This is a genomic window from Amycolatopsis sp. NPDC031561 (genome assembly GCF_055580625.1).
This window is the reverse complement of record NZ_JBVILA010000015.1, coordinates 79,905-96,313: the sequence shown is the minus strand read 5'-3', so window position 1 is coordinate 96,313 and position 16,409 is coordinate 79,905. Positions and strand designations below refer to the sequence as shown.

Annotated in this window: 14 protein-coding genes; 7 read left to right on the top strand and 7 right to left on the bottom strand. The window is 69.7% G+C overall.

The annotated features are described in order from the left end of the window. Positions 1 to 225: 225 nt before the first annotated feature. On the top strand, positions 226 to 822 hold the full coding sequence (locus ACZ5IK_RS26740; protein WP_465490179.1) for a DUF6801 domain-containing protein: 597 nt from the start codon (positions 226 to 228) through the stop codon (positions 820 to 822). An 83-nt stretch (positions 823 to 905) separates the two neighbouring features. Next, positions 906 to 1,721, top strand: a complete 816-nt coding sequence (locus tag ACZ5IK_RS26735; protein WP_465490178.1) for an MBL fold metallo-hydrolase — start codon at positions 906 to 908, stop codon at positions 1,719 to 1,721. On the opposite strand, the gene ACZ5IK_RS26730 is transcribed toward ACZ5IK_RS26735, so the two are convergent. Genes ACZ5IK_RS26730 through ACZ5IK_RS26705 form a run of 6 tightly spaced genes read right to left on the bottom strand, consistent with a single transcriptional unit; the run spans position 1,714 to position 9,904 of the window. Then, entirely contained in the window at positions 1,714 to 3,027 is a 1,314-nt protein-coding gene (locus ACZ5IK_RS26730) for an MFS transporter (RefSeq protein WP_465490177.1), read from the bottom strand. The two genes, ACZ5IK_RS26735 and ACZ5IK_RS26730, sit on opposite strands and share 8 nt — an antisense overlap. 21 nt (positions 3,028 to 3,048) lie before the next feature. After that, complete coding sequence (locus ACZ5IK_RS26725) at positions 3,049 to 3,909, bottom strand: DUF3592 domain-containing protein (RefSeq protein WP_465490176.1); 861 nt, start codon at positions 3,907 to 3,909, stop codon at positions 3,049 to 3,051. Between the two features lie 9 nt (positions 3,910 to 3,918). Next, positions 3,919 to 4,446, bottom strand: a complete 528-nt coding sequence (locus ACZ5IK_RS26720) for a hypothetical protein (RefSeq protein WP_465490175.1) — start codon at positions 4,444 to 4,446, stop codon at positions 3,919 to 3,921. Positions 4,447 to 4,504: 58 nt separating this feature from the next. Beyond that, positions 4,505 to 7,537, bottom strand: coding sequence for a hypothetical protein (locus ACZ5IK_RS26715; RefSeq protein WP_465490174.1), 3,033 nt, complete (start codon positions 7,535 to 7,537; stop codon positions 4,505 to 4,507). A 1-nt stretch (position 7,538) separates the two neighbouring features. Beyond that, positions 7,539 to 8,594: a hypothetical protein gene (locus ACZ5IK_RS26710; protein ID WP_465490173.1), complete on the bottom strand. Its 1,056-nt coding sequence runs from the start codon at positions 8,592 to 8,594 to the stop codon at positions 7,539 to 7,541. Beyond that, positions 8,591 to 9,904, bottom strand: coding sequence for a hypothetical protein (locus tag ACZ5IK_RS26705; protein WP_465490172.1), 1,314 nt, complete (start codon positions 9,902 to 9,904; stop codon positions 8,591 to 8,593). Before ACZ5IK_RS26705 ends, ACZ5IK_RS26710 begins: the two co-directional genes overlap by 4 nt. A 350-nt stretch (positions 9,905 to 10,254) precedes the next feature. Between ACZ5IK_RS26705 and ACZ5IK_RS26700 the strand changes: the two genes are divergently transcribed. The 5 genes from ACZ5IK_RS26700 (at position 10,255) to ACZ5IK_RS26680 (ending at position 15,639) form a co-directional block, all read left to right on the top strand. Next, positions 10,255 to 13,239 (top strand): 3-keto-alpha-glucoside-1,2-lyase-like domain-containing protein, encoded by a 2,985-nt coding sequence (locus ACZ5IK_RS26700; protein ID WP_465490171.1) that lies wholly within the window; start codon positions 10,255 to 10,257, stop codon positions 13,237 to 13,239. Positions 13,240 to 13,335: 96 nt separating this feature from the next. Then, positions 13,336 to 14,052 carry a transglycosylase SLT domain-containing protein gene (locus tag ACZ5IK_RS26695; RefSeq protein ID WP_465490170.1) on the top strand — a complete coding sequence of 239 codons (717 nt, stop codon included), beginning with the start codon at positions 13,336 to 13,338 and terminating at the stop codon, positions 14,050 to 14,052. 17 nt (positions 14,053 to 14,069) lie between these two features. Continuing rightward, positions 14,070 to 15,098 (top strand): CHAP domain-containing protein, encoded by a 1,029-nt coding sequence (locus ACZ5IK_RS26690; protein ID WP_465490169.1) that lies wholly within the window; start codon positions 14,070 to 14,072, stop codon positions 15,096 to 15,098. After that, positions 15,095 to 15,361 carry a YbaB/EbfC family DNA-binding protein gene (locus tag ACZ5IK_RS26685; protein WP_465490168.1) on the top strand — a complete coding sequence of 89 codons (267 nt, stop codon included), beginning with the start codon at positions 15,095 to 15,097 and terminating at the stop codon, positions 15,359 to 15,361. Before ACZ5IK_RS26690 ends, ACZ5IK_RS26685 begins: the two co-directional genes overlap by 4 nt. Beyond that, positions 15,358 to 15,639, top strand: a complete 282-nt coding sequence (locus ACZ5IK_RS26680) for a hypothetical protein (protein ID WP_465490167.1) — start codon at positions 15,358 to 15,360, stop codon at positions 15,637 to 15,639. The genes ACZ5IK_RS26685 and ACZ5IK_RS26680 overlap by 4 nt, the downstream gene beginning before the upstream one ends. Here the strand turns inward: ACZ5IK_RS26680 and ACZ5IK_RS26675 are convergent. Beyond that, a complete protein-coding gene (locus ACZ5IK_RS26675) occupies positions 15,634 to 16,404 on the bottom strand; it encodes an ESX secretion-associated protein EspG (RefSeq protein ID WP_465490166.1) in 771 nt (256 codons plus the stop codon). The genes ACZ5IK_RS26680 and ACZ5IK_RS26675 overlap by 6 nt on opposite strands. Positions 16,405 to 16,409: the final 5 nt, after the last annotated feature.

Genomic DNA, 16,409 nt, shown 5'->3' with positions numbered 1-16,409 from the left:
CCATAGTCGGTCACCCCCCGACCGGAGCACCTGTCACCGGGGTGACAAGAATCGCCACCTCATTTCCCCTTTGCGCTTTCGCGTGACAATTAACGTTCGCACCATTCCGCATACACGTGACAAGAACGGCGCGTAAAGAAAATGCGCGAGATCTTTCCCTTTCCTCGTTGGTGACTTTCCACCTACATTCGGCGGCGAGCCCATTCAACGACGAAAGGACCTGACATGACGGAAACCCTCGTACGGAAGGGTGTTCGCCGGTTCTGCGCGGCCGGGATCGCGGCCGCGGTCGCCGGAACGGTAATGCTCACCGCGGCGGGAACCGCGGCCGCCGTCGAAAAGAATCTCACGTACAAGGGCGGCTTCCCCATCATCGGCGACCAGCAGGTGGCCGTGGTCGTCAAGGCGGAAATCCCGGCGACCGCCCAGGCCGGAACACCGATTTCGGTGCCGTTCACCCTCGACGTCGATTCCGGGCAGGCCGCGGGCGACGGACTCCGGCTGGTCGGCGCCAAGAAGCTTTCCGGCACGATCACTTCGAAGGTCAACGTCGCGCTCGGCGACCAGAAGGTGGCGATCCCCATCGAGCTGCCCATCCCGGACACCGAGGTGCCCGCCGAAGGGCCGCTGAAGTTCACCGCGTCCGGCCAGGTCGACTTCACCATCCCGGCGGGGACCCCCGCCGGTGAGGCGACCAGCAGCGTGGACCCCGCGGCGACCTCGCACATCATCACCGACAGCTCGCTCGGTGAGTTCGACGTCCAGCTCGCGCTCGACCCGCCCGACCAGGACGCCGTCCTCGGCAAGACGACCGTCAGCTGATCACCCGTCTTCCCCCGGCTCGCCGAGCCGGGGGAAAGACGCGTCTTGACCTCCAGCGCGCTGGAGGTTGCACGCTGTCGATCATGTGGATTTGCGACAGGTGCGGTATCGAACATCCCGCCACCCCGGAGCCGCCCCGATGCGTTCTCGACCGTGGTGAGGTCGGCATCGAGGAAGCCGGTGACCTCGGCGCGCACACCGGACGCTGGTGGACACACGAGGAACTGATCTCCGCGCCGCACAAGACCTTGCATCGCGATCACGGCCGCGGCCTGCACAGCATCAAGCGGGAGCCGCATTTCGCGATCGGGCATTGGTCGTTCGTCGCGGTGACCCCGGCGGGCGCCCTGCTCTGGGACCCGCCGTCCTGGTTGGACACCGAAGTGCTCGACCTCGTGCGCGGCCTCGGTGACGTCACCGCGATCGCCACCAGCCACCCGCACATGTTCGGCGCCCAGCTCGGCTGGAGCCGCGCTCTCGGCGGGGTCCCGGTACTGGTCAACGAACGCAACCGCGAGTGGCTGCCCGCGCCCGATCCGGCGTTCGAGTTCTGGGACGAGCACGCCGAACCCTTGCCGGGCCTCGAACTCGTCCGGCTCGGCGGGCACATGCGGGGCAGCGCCGTGGCCAGGACGCCGGACGGCAGCATCCTGGCCGGCGACACGATCACCGGCGGACTCGCGCCGAACTGGGTGTCGTTCCAGCGGAACTTCCCCAAGCACATCCCGATGTCCGCCGCCGTGGTTCGCCGGATCGTCGACCGGCTCGACGACTTCTCCTACGACCGGCTCTACACCCTCGGTGGCGACACCATCGACCGTGACGCGCGCGCCGTCGTGCACCGAAGCGCCGAGACCCACATCCGGTGGGTCAGCGGCGACTTCGACCACCTCACTTGATCGCGTTCTGCTCCTTGCGGCGGAAGGACAACGCGATGAACCCCGCCATCGCCATGAAGAACGCGACGGCCCACATCCCGGCACGGAAGCTGCCGGTCAGGCCCTGCAGCCAGCCGGTGAGATAGGGACCGACGAAGCCCGACAGGTTGCCGAACGAGTTGATCAGGCCGATCCCGGCGGCGGCGCCGACGCCGGTGAGGAAGGCGTTGGGCAGCTGCCAGAACACCGGGATCGCGGTGAACACGCCGATCGCACAGAGGGTGACCGCGATCATCACCAGCAGTGGCGAACCCAGGTACAGCGCGACGGCGATCGAGACCGAGCCGACGAACGCGGCGATGGCGACGTGCCCCGCCCGTTCGCCGGTGCGGTCGGAATGGCGCGCCCACAGCACCATCGCCACGGCGGCCACGGCGTAGGGAATCGCCGTGATGAGCCCGATCTCCACGACGGTGTAGGTGGTCTGGAACTGCTGCTGGAAGCCCTTGATCACCTGTGGGAGGAAGAACGCGAGCACGTAGAGGCCGAAGATGATTCCGAAGTAGACGGCGCTCAGCGCGAGCACGCGCGGATCGGTCAGTGCCGATCGCGTGCTCACCTCCTTGCCGACCTCGCGGGTGTCTTCCGCGTCGATGGCCGACTGCAAAGACGTGCGCTGCACCGGAGTCAGCCACTTCGCGTCCTTCGGCCGGTTCGGCAGCAGGAAGAACACGGCCACGCCGAGCAGGATCGAAGGCACTCCTTCGGCGAAGAACATGAAGCGCCAGCCCGCGTCGAAGCCGAGGATGCCTTCGCCGTTCTGGATGAGCAGGGCGGAAACCGGGCTGCCGATGACCGACGAGAGCGGCACCGCGAGGAAGAACAGCGCGACGATCTTGGCTCGTTGCTTACGCGGGAACCAGTAGGTCAGGTACAGGATGATGCCGGGGAAGAACCCGGCCTCGGCGATACCGAGCAGCACCCGGACGATGTAGAAGCTGACCTCGCCCTGGATGAACGCGGTGGCCGAGGCGACGATGCCCCAGGTGACCATGATCCGCGCGATCCAGATACGGGCGCCGACCTTGTGCAGGATGACGTTGCTGGGTACCTCGAAGAAGAAGTACCCGACGAAGAACAGGCCGGCGCCGAGCCCGTAGGCGGCCGAGCTGATGCCGAGGTCGGCGTTCATCGTGAGCGCCGCGAACCCGACGTTGACCCGGTCGAGATAGTTGAGCAGATAGAGCAGCCCGAGGAACGGGACCAGCCGGATCATCGCTTTGCGGACCGCTTGAGAGGTGGACACCTCTGCCGTCTGTTCGTCCATCCGCGGGAGTGTAGAGGGCGGTCAAAACATCGGGGGCAGGAAGGCACCGAGGTTCCCGCCCGCGGCCCGATCGGCGGGGTCCGGATCGACCTGGACCGAGTCGGGATTGCTCGGGTCGTAGGTGACCTTCACCGTCGAACCGCGGGACGGGGCCTGCAACGGCGACGTGATCATCGTCGTGATGACCGTCCGCTCCCCGGTGTCCGTCGGGTACCGGACCTGCACGGTGAACCTCGGATTCCCCATCACCCAGACGTTCGTGAACTCGACACCGATGACCTGCCCGATCACCTGGAGCCCGGACTGGGCCAGCGCCTGCGCGCGGTCGTCCGCCTCCACCTTGGTGACGAACGCCCGCCCCAGCACCATGACCATCACCAGCGCGGTCACCCCGGCCACCGCCGGCACGAGATACGGTTCGTAGTAGACGACCCAGTCGACGTCGGTCCACGGTTCGGCCGCGCCGCCGCCGAACGGCAGCCGTTGTCCCACCGACTCGGGCGGTGTCCACGAGGGAATCGCGGCGCCGCTGCCCAGCGCCACCCCGAGGGACGCGGCCAGGCTGCTCGCCCGGAAGCCGATGCCCATCCCGCGCAGTGACATCCCGCCGCCCCACAGCATCGCGAACCCGAGCGACGAGGCGACCGTGATCGAGATACTGAAGAGCAGGACGAGCGAAACCGCCGGGCCCGCGTCGGCCCCCCACGCGTCGACGCGGTTGAGCGACATCAGCCGGAAGCCGTCCAGCAGCCCGAGGGAGCCCGACCAGCCCGCGACCGCCCAGGCGAGCGTCGTGGGCACGCCGAGCAGCCACAGGCGCAGGCCGGGACGGCGGGCCTGCCGGGGATCTCCCGGCAGGCCGAACTCGAAGGATCCGAACATCTCAGCCGCCTAACCGATCGGGCCGAACACGGCGACCTTCGCCGGGTCGGCGGGGTCGACGCGGGCTTCGTGACGGGTGCCGGGCGCGTACTGCTGGATCGTCGCCAGCGGCGTGATCAGCTGGGCCACCGTCTGATAGGTGGTGCCGTCGGCGCGGATGACCTCGAGCGTCGCGGTGTACTGCGCCTGCCCGGCGATCCTCCGGCCGGTCGGCTCCAGTCCGCGGACCACGAGGGTGGCGGGCTCGCAGGTGTCGTAGAGCCGCCGCAGTTCGGTGCCGTAGGCCTGGAGTTCCTGCTGCTGGCGCAACTGCTCGTCCATCGGCAGCGCCAGGAACGCCGCCATGTCCGGGTCCGCGTTCATGTTCCGGAACGCCTGCGCGGCCAGCTGCGGGGTCGGCAGCTGCGGGGTGATGTCGTGCCCCTGCGCGGCGGCCGCCTGCCGGAACTGCTCCGCGTGCCGCTGGAAGTCCTGCTCGCCCCGCGCCATGCCCTGCTGCGTCGCGTCGTTGATCTTGTCGCGGATCTTCTTGAACATCGGGTCCCGCCTTTCGCTGTGTCGTTCTCGATGGACACAGCTTCGGCGGGGCGGACCGCTACCGAACCCAGGTTTTCCCGTCGTCGGTCGCGTCGAGGCAGGTCAGAGGCGCCCAGAAGACCGGAGAGTTCGCAGGTTCGGGCTTCTCGCGCCAGCGGGCGAGCCGGGACCGCTGCCAGGCGTTCAGCTCGGTGACCGGATCCTCACCGGCGAGTGCGGTGTCGACGGCGATGACCAGTTCCGACATCGGGTCCGAACCGGGCACGGCGGCCGACGTCGGCAGGGCCCAGACCGTGGCCGCGACCAGCCCCGCTCCGGCCGCGACGGCGGCGAGGAGTACGCCGAACGGTTCGGCCAGGCCGAAATCGCTCGCGCTGGCGCAGCCGATCAGCGCGACCCGCGCGGGCATGGTGTCCACTTCGGACAGTGCCAGGTCGGCGGCGGTGTACGGCCGGTGCGGTCCGATCGGTGCGGCCGATCCGGGGAGGTCGGCCGAACAGGACAGGTGCAGCGCGGTCTGCGCGCCGTACTCGTCGCGCACGCGGCTGACGTGTCCCACGAACACCAGCCGTGAACAGGGCCGTGACAGGAGTTCGGCGAGCAGACGGCGGTCGGTGTCGGTGCGGCGGACCAGATCGAGCCCGCGCGTGACCTCCGGGAGGACCGGGCCTTCGGCGAGCCGCGCGTCCAGATGGCGGATCAGCGGCGACGTCGCGTCCTGCTTGCCGAGCACGGAACCCAGCTCGCCGAAGGCACTCTGACCGGGGATCCGCGGATCGAGCAGGTAGACCGGCGGGCCGTCGGCGGCGGGCGGACGGCGCGGGATCCCGGCCGGGGCGAGCAGTGAGACGTCGGCGACGTCGAGGACGCGCTCGTCGCTGTCGAAACAGGCGCCGAGTTCACTGATGTCGAGGACGTGGTCGGCCCGCCGGTCGGGCAGCGCCAGCAGCCCCCACGGGACACCGGCGAGGCTCGGGGACGGCTGGATCCGCAGGAGTGGGCGGTTTCCCTCGGCCGCGGAACGCCGGAGCCGCCCGACCAGGTCGGCGGGCAGAAGATTGAAGGCGAGGACGCGGGCCAGGCGTTGCTCACCGGCGAAGCTGCCGAAGGCCTCTTCGCCCAGTGAGCGCCGGACGGCGTCGGCCACGCTCTCGCCTTCGTGCGGTGTCGGGGAGGCGGCGTCCAGGTACTCGCGGGCCGTCCCGACCAAGGCGAACTCGATCGGATGGGTGTGGACGGTGTCGAGGTCTTCGGTGGTCCGCCAGGTGAGGAAGGTGTGCCCGGCGTCGGCGTAACGCAGGAGGAAGGTTTCACGTCCGGGCCGGTCGGCGGGCCAGGTCTCGACGGTTTCGGCGGCGAGCCCCGGCAGGCGATACCGCTCGCCGGCCAGGTGATGCCACCGATCCAGCTCCATGGGCGAGGACGGCGACCAGCGCAGGGCGGGCGGCGGAGCGAGCCGGAGCGGGAGGGACGACGTGACAGAACCCAGTGCCGCCAAGGGAAGACGATCGTCCTCAGTGGACGGGAGCACTTCGAGGGTCGGCAGTGTCCCGGTCAGGTCGAGCGACGGCCCCTCGACCCCCGTGTACGCGCCGACGGCGCAGGTGCGCTCGATCAGCTCGGCCGCCAGCCTCGGCTCCCTCAACTGGGTCAGCAACGCCAGCGCCAGCCCCATCGTCGGAGCCGCGATGTCCCGCGCCCAGGCCGTGCGTGCCTGTGGCGAGACGAACTCGAACCGGTACTCCGCCGCCGCGAGCGTCAGCGGGAGCACCAGATCCAGCACCGCCCGCAGGTCTTCGCCGCGGGCGAACCCGATCGTGGCCGCCACGAAATCCGTGTGCAGATGATCCGACCAGTCCCCCGACTCCCGCGCCGATTTCCTGGCGCGAGTCGCGTATTCGTCGGCCGTCGCCCAGTCGCCTTCCGCCGCCGCGCAGCGGGCCAGTGCCGTGTCGACGAGCCGTAGGCCGGGGACGTCACCGTTGGCCGTCCGGATCGTTTTCGCGTGCTCGAACTGTTCCTTCGCCTGCGCGACGTCGCCCGTGTACAGCAGCAATGTGCCCAGTGCGTGGCTCGCCTCCGCGACGTCGCCGGTCAGGCCCGCCGCGGCGAGTTCGTCACGGGCGGCGACGATCGCGGCGACCGCGCCGGGGAAATCGCCAGCCAGCGCCCGGGCCTCCGCCAACCCGATGTCGGCCTTCGCGGCCACCGGGGCGCCCGCGTGCTGAGCGCTCAGCCTCAGCAGGTCGGCCCGCGCGTCCGCGTCCTCACCGCCCGCCTGGCGGATCCTGGCGCGTTCGGCCCTGGCCATGGCCTGCTGCTGGATGGCCCGATCGCGGATCTCGTCGATCTCCGCCATGGCCTCCAGCGCCGCCAGGATCTCTTCGAGCGCGACCCGCGCACCCGCCAGATCCCCGGCCGCGATCTGGACGCGCACGTCGAAGATCCGCAGTTCCATCTCGTCGGAACCGTGGACGTCCAGCAGTTCGGGCGGATACTGTTCCGGCCCCGCTTCCCTGCGGAACGCGGCCCGGCGGCGCTGCCCGGCGATCAGCTCACGTGCCTCGGCGACGTCACCCGCCTCCGTGGCCAGGGAGATGAGCACGCGCTCCGCGACCTCCCGGGAGCCTTCGATCATCCGCGCTTCGGCGTACTGTCCGAAGTGGACGATGGCGGCGGCGCTCACCTTGAAGACCTGGAGCACGGCCTCCGCGCATTGCCTTGCGTTGCGCAGATCCCCTGCGGAGTAGCAGACGTGGGCCAGATCGCTGACCGCGGCGAGGTCGAGGTCGGTCCGGTCGAGTTTCTGCGCGATCTCCCGCATCCGGGCGTACTTCCGGTGCGCTCCGGCGACGTTCCGCAGCGCGGCGAGCTGCTTGGCCTGGTCCTGGACCTTGGCGGCTTCCATGAGCAGCTTGCGGTACTGGCGTTCGGACAGCGAGCACGCGGGCACCTCGCCGTACGGAGCCGGGTCGAGCTCGAAATGCCTTGCGACACAACGGCAGTTGTAGCCATGCGAGGTCGCGGGGCTCAGTTCGGGCGGGAGCGGGCGGTCCGGCGGGGTCTGGGGCGGCGGCATGCCGACGAGCACGTCAGAACTCCTCTTCGGTGGAAGCGGCCGCCGCCCGTTCGGCGAGTGTCCGGTCTTCCGGCGGCCGAGCCCGCACGAGCGCGACCACTGCCACCCGGTCCTCCGCCGTGGTCCCGACGACCCCTTCGGCGGCCACGCCCACGACGAGCCCGATGCGTCCACTGTGGACGCTCGCCGCGAGACGGGACGCGGCGTCGTCCAGGTCCGCCGTCCCGGTGAACCGCCCGGCGCCGAGTGCCAGGGGCATCTCCGCGAACGGTTCGCCGTCATGGGTCGCGACAGCGGTGAGAGTCGCGTCGGCGAACGCCCCCGCGACGTCGACTTCGAGCCGGGTGGCGGCCGCGGCCGTGACGATCCGCCAGGTCACCGTGCCCTCGGCGGCATCCAGGACTCCTGGTGGCACCCGCGCCCAGTCGACGCTCGCGCGTCCGCCCGCCAGGACGCCTTCGCCGGGAACGCCCGATTCGGTGCCCGCGGCCAGCGCGTAAGCACGCTGGCCCGGTGCCGCCGTTTCCAGGCGCACCAACACTTCCGCCGCCGCTTCGGCGCGCACGACGTCGTCCTGCTCGTCGAACCAGGCCGCGAGGCGGGTGCACAGCCCCCGGACGTCGGCGGCGACCGGCGGCGCGGCGGCCAGGAGGGCGTCGTCCGCGATCGCCGTGTCGAACAGCTCGGCGGGGGAAGCTTCGAAAGCGTCGAGGAGGCCTTCTGCCAGATCCTCGACCGCCGCCGTCGCGACCGCCGTTTCGAGGTCCAGCAACGCCGGGTCGAGCGACGGGACTCCGAGCGACGGGCTCGCCGGCCACCAGCGACGCAGCCAAAGCAGCAAAGCGAGCCTGCCCAGTTCCGGGCTCGCGGGGAGATCCGCCTGACCCTGGCCGAGCACGGTGAGACTGGTTTCCGCACCCACGAGCCGGGTCAGCCACGGTTCGGCGGCCCCGGGATCACTGAGTTCGATCCGCATCGAGGACGCCCGGCCACCGAGCAGGTCCGCGAGGGCGAAGCGGATGAGAGCGCCGTCCGCCGCGACGACGGGGCTGTGCACCGGATGCGTCACGAGACGGCCTCCAGATCCGGCAGGCGGGCCACGAGCGCGCGGCGCACCTTCGTCCGCAGGTCCAGCGAGGTCGACCGGACCACGCCGGTAACGAGGTCGCGGACGTCGGCGGCGTCGGCGGGCAGATCGCCGCGGACGTCGAACCCGTGCAACCGGACCCACAGCCTGCTGAGGAACTGCTTGGCGAACTCACGCAGATCGCGCAGGAGTTCGGCGTCGGGCCGCGGGGTGAGCGGCGTGGCCCCGGCCAGGGCGCGGCGGGCGTGCAGGACGTAACCCTCCCGCGCGACCTGGGCGTTGAGCCGGCGCGCGAATTCAGGGACACCCGCGGGCGCGACGCCGTCGAGCGGCCGGAGCGCGGGTGCGAGGACGACACCGAGTGCGAAACAGGCCGCCAGCGCGGGAAGACCGAGCCCGAAACCGGCCGCGACACGGGCCAGTTCGTCGTCGACGAGGTGGGCGACGGGACCCCGCTCGTCCGGGGAAAGACGGCGCAAGGTCGCGCGGACCCGCCGTTCGACGCTGCGTTCGAGAAGTTCGGCGCCGGTTTCGTCACGCCGGTTCAACGGTGGGACGGCGGTGCGGTCCCCGCGCTGAAGGCCGAGGTCCGGCACGGGCAGCCCGGAGATCTCCTGCACGGCCGTGCGCAAGGTTTTCGCCCCGCCCTGCCTTCGCAGCGCGAGCCCGAGGGCGTGCCCGGTCTCCGAATCGGCGAGGGCTCGCCAGGTGGTGTCCGAAAGACTTTCGACGAACGCCTGGAGCGCGGTGATGTCCTGCGGCGCGGCGGACTCGGCGTGCCAGCGGCGACGCAGTTCCGCGGTCAGATCGGCCGACAGCCGGGGATCCGCGAGATATCCGGTGAGCTGATCGACGCCCGCCACGCCGCCCTCACCGTGCAGCTCGCGCAACGCCGCCTCGGCCGTCGCCGTCGCGTCCGGACCCGGTGCGCCGAAACCGGTCGCCAGCTCGTACGCCAGCGGGAAGCACACGTCCTGGACGTTGCCCGCCGTGATACGCAGGGCGCGGCGCTGCCGTTTCAGGTGGGTGAACCACGCGGCCGTCGCGCGCAACCTGTCCGCGTCGGCCAGCAGCAGTTCCGTCAGCTCCGCCGCGGCGGCCGGGTCCAGCACGGGACGGCCGAGGCGGGGACGCGCCGCCGTCCGGATCACCAGCGGGTCGATGATCTTCTTGATCGTCCGGGTGAGCGGGCCACCGTCCGCCGACGACAGGACCTCCACCCCGGGGACGCTCGCCCATGCCTGCGCGAGAACGGCCGACCGCAGCCGGGACTCGCCCGATCCCGTCGTCAAACGCCCTCCCCTCGCGCTGTTTCACTCTATCGGAGCCTGGCGCAGTACCCGCGTCACTCACGCCATCGCGAAGGGTCCGGGCCATGAAGGGCCCCTTGCCTACCTTGAGAGTAGCGATGGAGGCCTTCACTACTTTCCCCAACTACGTGAAGGCCACCTTCCTTGCGTCTAGCGCAGTGAAGGGGGCCATCACGTACTTCAGGGTGACCGGAGCCGACACGCGAAGTGCAGCGCGACCATTAGGCCTAACTTTCGTCCGAGTTGTACACACTTTCGTTGACTTCGGACGAAAGTCCTCTTAGGTTCAGCGACGTCACAGAGGTGCTCCGCCGCCGACCCGAGGAGCAACGATGCTTCCGTCTGTCCGCAAGCGCTTCAACCGGTCCATAGTCGCCTCGTTGGCGCTGGTCACGGGCCTGTCCGGGCTGGTCGCAGCCCCGGCCGAAGCGGCCATCCCACCCCAGCAACCAGGCGTCACGCTCCGCACGTACGACCTCCAACGCGAGATCACCAAGCTCTGCGTGATCAAGTCCGGTCAGACGCCCAACGTCGACAAGCTGATGCCGACGATCAACTGGACCGGCACGGCCGACTTCGGGCTCAACGAGCAGTTCGTCTCCGAGGTCATCGCCAACGTCAACATCGCCACCGCGGGCCAGTACGAGTTCCGCCTCACCAGCGATGACGGCTCCCGGCTGCGCATCGACGGCCAGACGGTGATCAACCACGACGGCCTGCACTCGGGGACACCGGCGACCGGCTCGGTCCAGCTGGGCACGGGGTATCACGCGCTGCGGATCGACCACTTCGACAACACCGCCGACCAGCAGGTCACCCTCGAATGGCGGCCGCCGGGCGCGGCGGGCTTCGCGCTCGTGCCGAATTCGGTGCTCAGCACCGACGCCGACGTCGTCCGGGTGACCTCGCCGGGACGCAAGGAGTGCGAGGGCGCCGCGGATTCACCCGGTGACGGCCTGCCGCTCAACGCCGTCCACCCCGGCTTCACGCTGACCAACCTGCGCCCGAACGGTTTCCAGCCGCAGGTCACCGGGATGGACTGGCTGCCCGACGGGCGGCTCGCCATCGCCACCTGGGGCGGGTCCGACAAGGTCCTCGGCGAGGTCCACGTGCTGAGCAACGTCAGCGGCAACACGGACCCGAGCAAGGTCCAGACCAAGCGGGTCGCCAGCGGGTTGAAGGAACCGATGGGCGTCAAGTACGTCGACGGCAAGCTGTACGTGTCGGAGAAGACGCGGCTCGTCGAACTGAACGACACCAACGGCGACGAAGTAGCCGACAACTACCGCACGGTCGCCACCTGGCCGTTCGGCGGCAACTTCCACGAGTTCGCGTTCGGCCTGCTGTACAAGGACGGCTTCTTCTACGCCAACCTTTCCGTGTCCATCAACTACGGCGGCGCCACGACCGACCCGCAACCCGCGCCGAACCGCGGCACGACGATCAAGGTCAACAAGGCCACCGGCCAGGTTTCCTACGTCGCCGGCGGGCTGCGCACGCCGCACGGTATCGGCTGGGGGCCGGAAGGCGACGTCTTCGTCACGGACAACCAGGGTGGCTGGCTCCCGGCGAACAAGCTCGTGCGGGTCAAGCAGGACCGCTTCTTCAACCACTACACCAATCCCCCGGGCCCGTTCGACTCCAAGCCGGTGACAGCGCCCGTGTTGTGGCTGCCGCACAACGAGATCGCGAACTCGCCGAGCAACATGGTCATGCTCTCGCAGGGCCCCTTCGCCGGGCAGATGGTGTACGGCGACGTCACCTACGGCGGACTCCAGCGGGCCTTCCTGGAGAAGGTCAACGGCGAGTACCAGGGCGCCGTTTTCCGCCTCACCCAAGGACTCGAGTCAGGCGTCAGCCGGATCAGCCTCGGGCCGGACGGCGCGATCTACACCGGTGGGATCGACGGCGGAGGCAACTGGGGCCAGCCCGGCAAGCTCGCCTACGGCCTCCAGAAGGTGACGCCCAACGGCACGAACGCCTTCGACATCCGCGCGATGCGGGCCGTCGCGGGCGGATTCGAACTCGAGTACACCCAGCCCTTGTCGGCCGACACCGCGCAGAACCTCGCGGCGAAGTACCAGGCGCAGCAGTGGCGCTACCAGCCCACCGCCGCGTACGGCGGGCCGAAGGTCGACGAGCAGACCTTGTCCGTCACCTCCGCGAGCCTGTCCCCCGACCGCAAGAAGGTCACGCTGCAAGTGGCGGGGCTGAAGGCCGGGCACGTGGTGCACGTCCGGTCCCCGCGTCCGTTCGCCGCGGAATCCGGCGCGGCGCTGTGGAGCACGGAGGCGTGGTACACGCTCAACTCGCTGGTCGGCGGCCCGCCGGCGAGCACGACCTACGAGGCGGAGCGGGCCGCGCTGAGCGGTGGCGCCGCGACCAACACGAACCACGCCGGCTACGCGGGCACCGGGTTCGTCGACGGATACTGGAACCAGGGCGCCGCGACGACGTTCACCGTGAACGCGCCAAAAGCCGGTGCGTACAACGCGGCGTTGCGCTACTCGAACGGCCCGGATCCGGCCCCTGGGACCAAATCCGTGACCGTCTACGTCAACGGCACCAAGGTCAAACAGGTCAGGTTGGCCAGCACCGGCAACTGGGACACCTGGAACTCCCAACCGGAAACACTCACTCTCGCCGCCGGTAACAACACGATCTCCTACCGCTACGACAGCGGCGACGCGGGCAACGTCAACCTCGACAGCCTCACCGTCACCGAGTCCCAGCGCATCCAGCTGTTCAAGGGCACCGATCTGAACGCCTGGGAGAAACGCGCGGGTGGTGCCGCGACCTGGCCGGTGTCCGGCGGTGCGATGGAGTCGAACGGCGGCGACATCCGCACGAAGCAGCAGTTCGGCGACTTCCGGTTGCACGCCGAGTGGAACGAGCCGAACTATCCGCCGGAGGTCACCGGACAGCAGAGGGGCAACAGCGGGATCTACCTCCAGGAACGCTACGAGCTCCAGGTGCTCGAATCCTTCGGGGACACCACGCTCGCCAACAACGAAGCGGGCGCGATCTACTCGAAGAAGGCGCCTGACCGGAACATGGCGACGGCTCCCGGAACCTGGCAGACCTACGACGTCACCTTCCGCGCCGCCCGGTTCGACGGCGCCGGGAACAAGACCGACAATGCCCGCGTGACGGTGGTCTGGAACGGTGTCGTGGTCCACAACGACGTGGCGATCGACGGCGGAACGGGCGACAACATCCCGGAGAGCGCGGGCCCGGGGGCGATCCGCCTCCAGGACCACGGTGACCCGGGCGAGAACCCGAAGTTCCGCAACATCTGGATCGAGCCCATCGGCTAGGCCGTGTCCTAGCCCGAGCTGACCGCCTGTGCAACGCACGTGTCCACGCGTGCAACGCCGGTTCCCCCGGCGCGCACAGGCGGTCAAGCTCGTCCCATGACCAAGCTGACCCCGGAGCAGATCGCCCGGCACGCCTACGACGCCGGTTTCCGGGGTGACGGGCTGACCACGGCGGTGGCGGTCGCGCTCGCCGAGTCCGGCGGGAACACCCGCGCCCACAACGCCACCCCGCCCGACGACTCCTACGGGCTCTGGCAGATCAACATGCTGGGTGCGATGGGGCCGGAACGGCGCAGGCAGTTCGGCCTGGATTCGAACGCCGAACTGTTCGACGCCACCACCAACGCCAAGGCGGCCAACAAGATCTCCGGCGACGGCAAATCGTGGACCCCGTGGTCGACCTACACGAACGGCGCCTACAAGCGTCATCTGCCCGCGGCGCGCAAGGTGGCCGAGGCCGTGCGGAAGCATTCCGGCGGGCATTCGACCGGCACCGGTATGGGGCGGATCCGGGTCGACAAGCAGACCCTCGACGGCTTCGTGCGGCGCACTCGCCGGGTCGGCGACGCACTCACCTCGGCCTCGGGGAACCAGGTCAAGGACGTCCGGTCGATCGCGGACGACAGCTTCGGCAAGATCGGCAAGGAGTCCGGGTTCGCCGACGCGCTCGGTGACTTCGGTGCCGCCCTGCAGGGCCAGGTCAAGGCGGTCGGCGCGTCCGCCGACCGGCTCGCGGACGCCGCCGCCAAGGCCGGGAAGGCCTACCACGACCGTGATTCCTCGGCTGCCGCGCGCCTGGACCGGCTCGCCTGAAAGCGTTGGAGACTTCGATGGACACCCTCGCCACCGCCCGGCATTTCGCCGCGGACATCCTGGCGCACCGCAACAAGCTCGCGGGCAAGGCCGAAGACGCCGCACGCGTCCAGTTCGCCCTGCATCAGGTCTCGAAGACCCTGCACGACCAGCACGACCTGCACAAGAAGGAGACCGACGTCGTCCTGAGTCATTGGGACGGCAAGGCGTCGGAGGAGTTCGAGCGCACCACCATGCGGCTGCGCAAGGACATCCGCACCACCGCCGACGCGAGCACCGACGCCGAACGGGTCGTCGCCCGCGTCATGTCCACTGTGGATGGTGGGCACACCGCGGTCCAGCGGCTCGCCGACGAGTACATCGGCAAGGCCAAGAAGCTCCTCGACGACGCCGCCGGGGTGGGCTCGCGGGCCGCGATGGTCACCGCGATCGCCGCGGCCGCCGATCTCGCGCCGCGGTACACGAAGCAGTCGGCCGCGACGCTGCGGAAGGTGAACGGCGAACTCACCGACGCCGCGAAACGGCTGCGGGCGCTGCGCAAGGAGCTCCGGCACGACGGCGTCGCCGACCGCCAGGTCGCGGACCACTCGTCAGGCCACGAGAAGACCGAAGCCGCCAAGGCATCCACTCGCGGGCAGAAGGTCGTTTCCGCGGCACGCAAGGAGCTCGGCACCCGGGAGAACCCTCCGGGCAGCAATCGGAATCCCTACGGCCCGACCGCGCCGTGGTGCGCGTCGTTCGCCACCGCGATGTGGCGCAAGGCCGGGGTGAAGATCCCGATCCTGCCCTTCACCGGCGACGTCTACCGCTGGGGTCAGCAGCACGACAAGGCCTACAGCAAGAACTCGTTGAAGCAGGCCAAACCGGGCGACGTGCTGTTGTTCGGGACCGGGCCGCAGAGCCCGTCGACGAGCACCCACATCGGCATCGTGGAGAAGGTGGAAGGCAACAAGGTGACGATGATCGAGGGCAACTCGGGCGACTCCGTGCGCCGCAACACGCACACGTTGTCCAGCGCCACCTTCTACGGCGGAGTGCGCCCGTGACCACCGGAAGCGCGCGAGACCGCGTGATCACGGTCGAGGTCGAACCGGGCGGGGCGCTGCGGGATCTGCGGATCGAGGAGGCCGCGCTGCGGCTCGGCCCTCAGGAACTCTCGAAGCGGATCCTCGGTCTCGTCGAGCGGGCGACGGCTCAGGCGAGCCGACGTCTCGAACTGGACGACGCGGACTCGCTGGGCCTCGGTACGAGCGCTGAACTGGCCGAAGCCGTCGAAGAGACGACTCCGGAGACCTGGAGGGTGCAGTGATCGACGAACGCAGTGTCGAGCAGTTGCTCGAAGACGCCGAAACCCCGGACACCGACTACCGCGGACGGCTGGCCGCTGTCACCGGTGAGGCCAGTAGCGACGGCGTCACCGTGACGGTCGACCTGTACGGGAAGCCGGTCGGGCTGCGGTTCGACCGGCTCGCGCTCACCTCGCGCGCGAGCGACCTGTCCGCGCTCGTGCTCCGGCTCGCCGCGACGGCCACGGTCATGGCACTCGACGCCGGTGAGTCCGTTGTGGACGGTCTCGCGTGGTCATGAGACGTCGTCGATCATCGACGTCAGGCGCCCGGCGAGCCAGTCCGCGTCGGCCGGGGTGACCATCACCCACGGCTCCCCGCCGACGTTCTCGTGGGTGACGGCGTAGCGGCCGGCCTCGGTGTCGAACCAGCTGAGCACCGGGCTCCGGCCGCGTCCGCCGTTGACCGCGAGTTGCCCGGCCCCGTACCGCGCCGACGTCACCATCGTCGCGAGGGGCCGCACGCTCCGCCCGGTGATCCCGGCTTCGGCCAGGGCGCGTTCGAAACCGTCGTAACCCGCTCTCGCGAAGCCGTCCATGGCCGCCGAGAAAGCGGCTCGCGGCAATCGGATCTGCTCTCCCGGCCCGGGCACGCCGTCACCGAGCATCCGGCCGACGGTGACGATCAGGTCGTTCGCCCGCAACGGTTCGAGGACCAGGTCCTTTTCGTCGAGCACCGCCAGCACGCCATGAGCGCCCCGGACGGCCGCGAGCATCCGCCACGGCTGTTCGCCGAGCACGAGCGCGTCCACCGACAGCGCGGGTGAGCCCAGAAGGACGAACAGGTCCTCGATCGCCGGGTCGACGTCGTCACCGCTGGTGAACCCCGCCTCGGTCAGCCCGGCGAAGACCTGTTCGCCCAGTTCGTCCCGTTCGTCCATGGTTTCGCCGTGCGAGGCCACTTCGAGCGGGTAGGGCAGCTCACCGTTTCCGAGATCGGCCCACAGCAGGTCGAATTCCAGATGTGACAGGACGATGCCCGCCGAACTGCCCGAACGCCGCGCCATGGCCA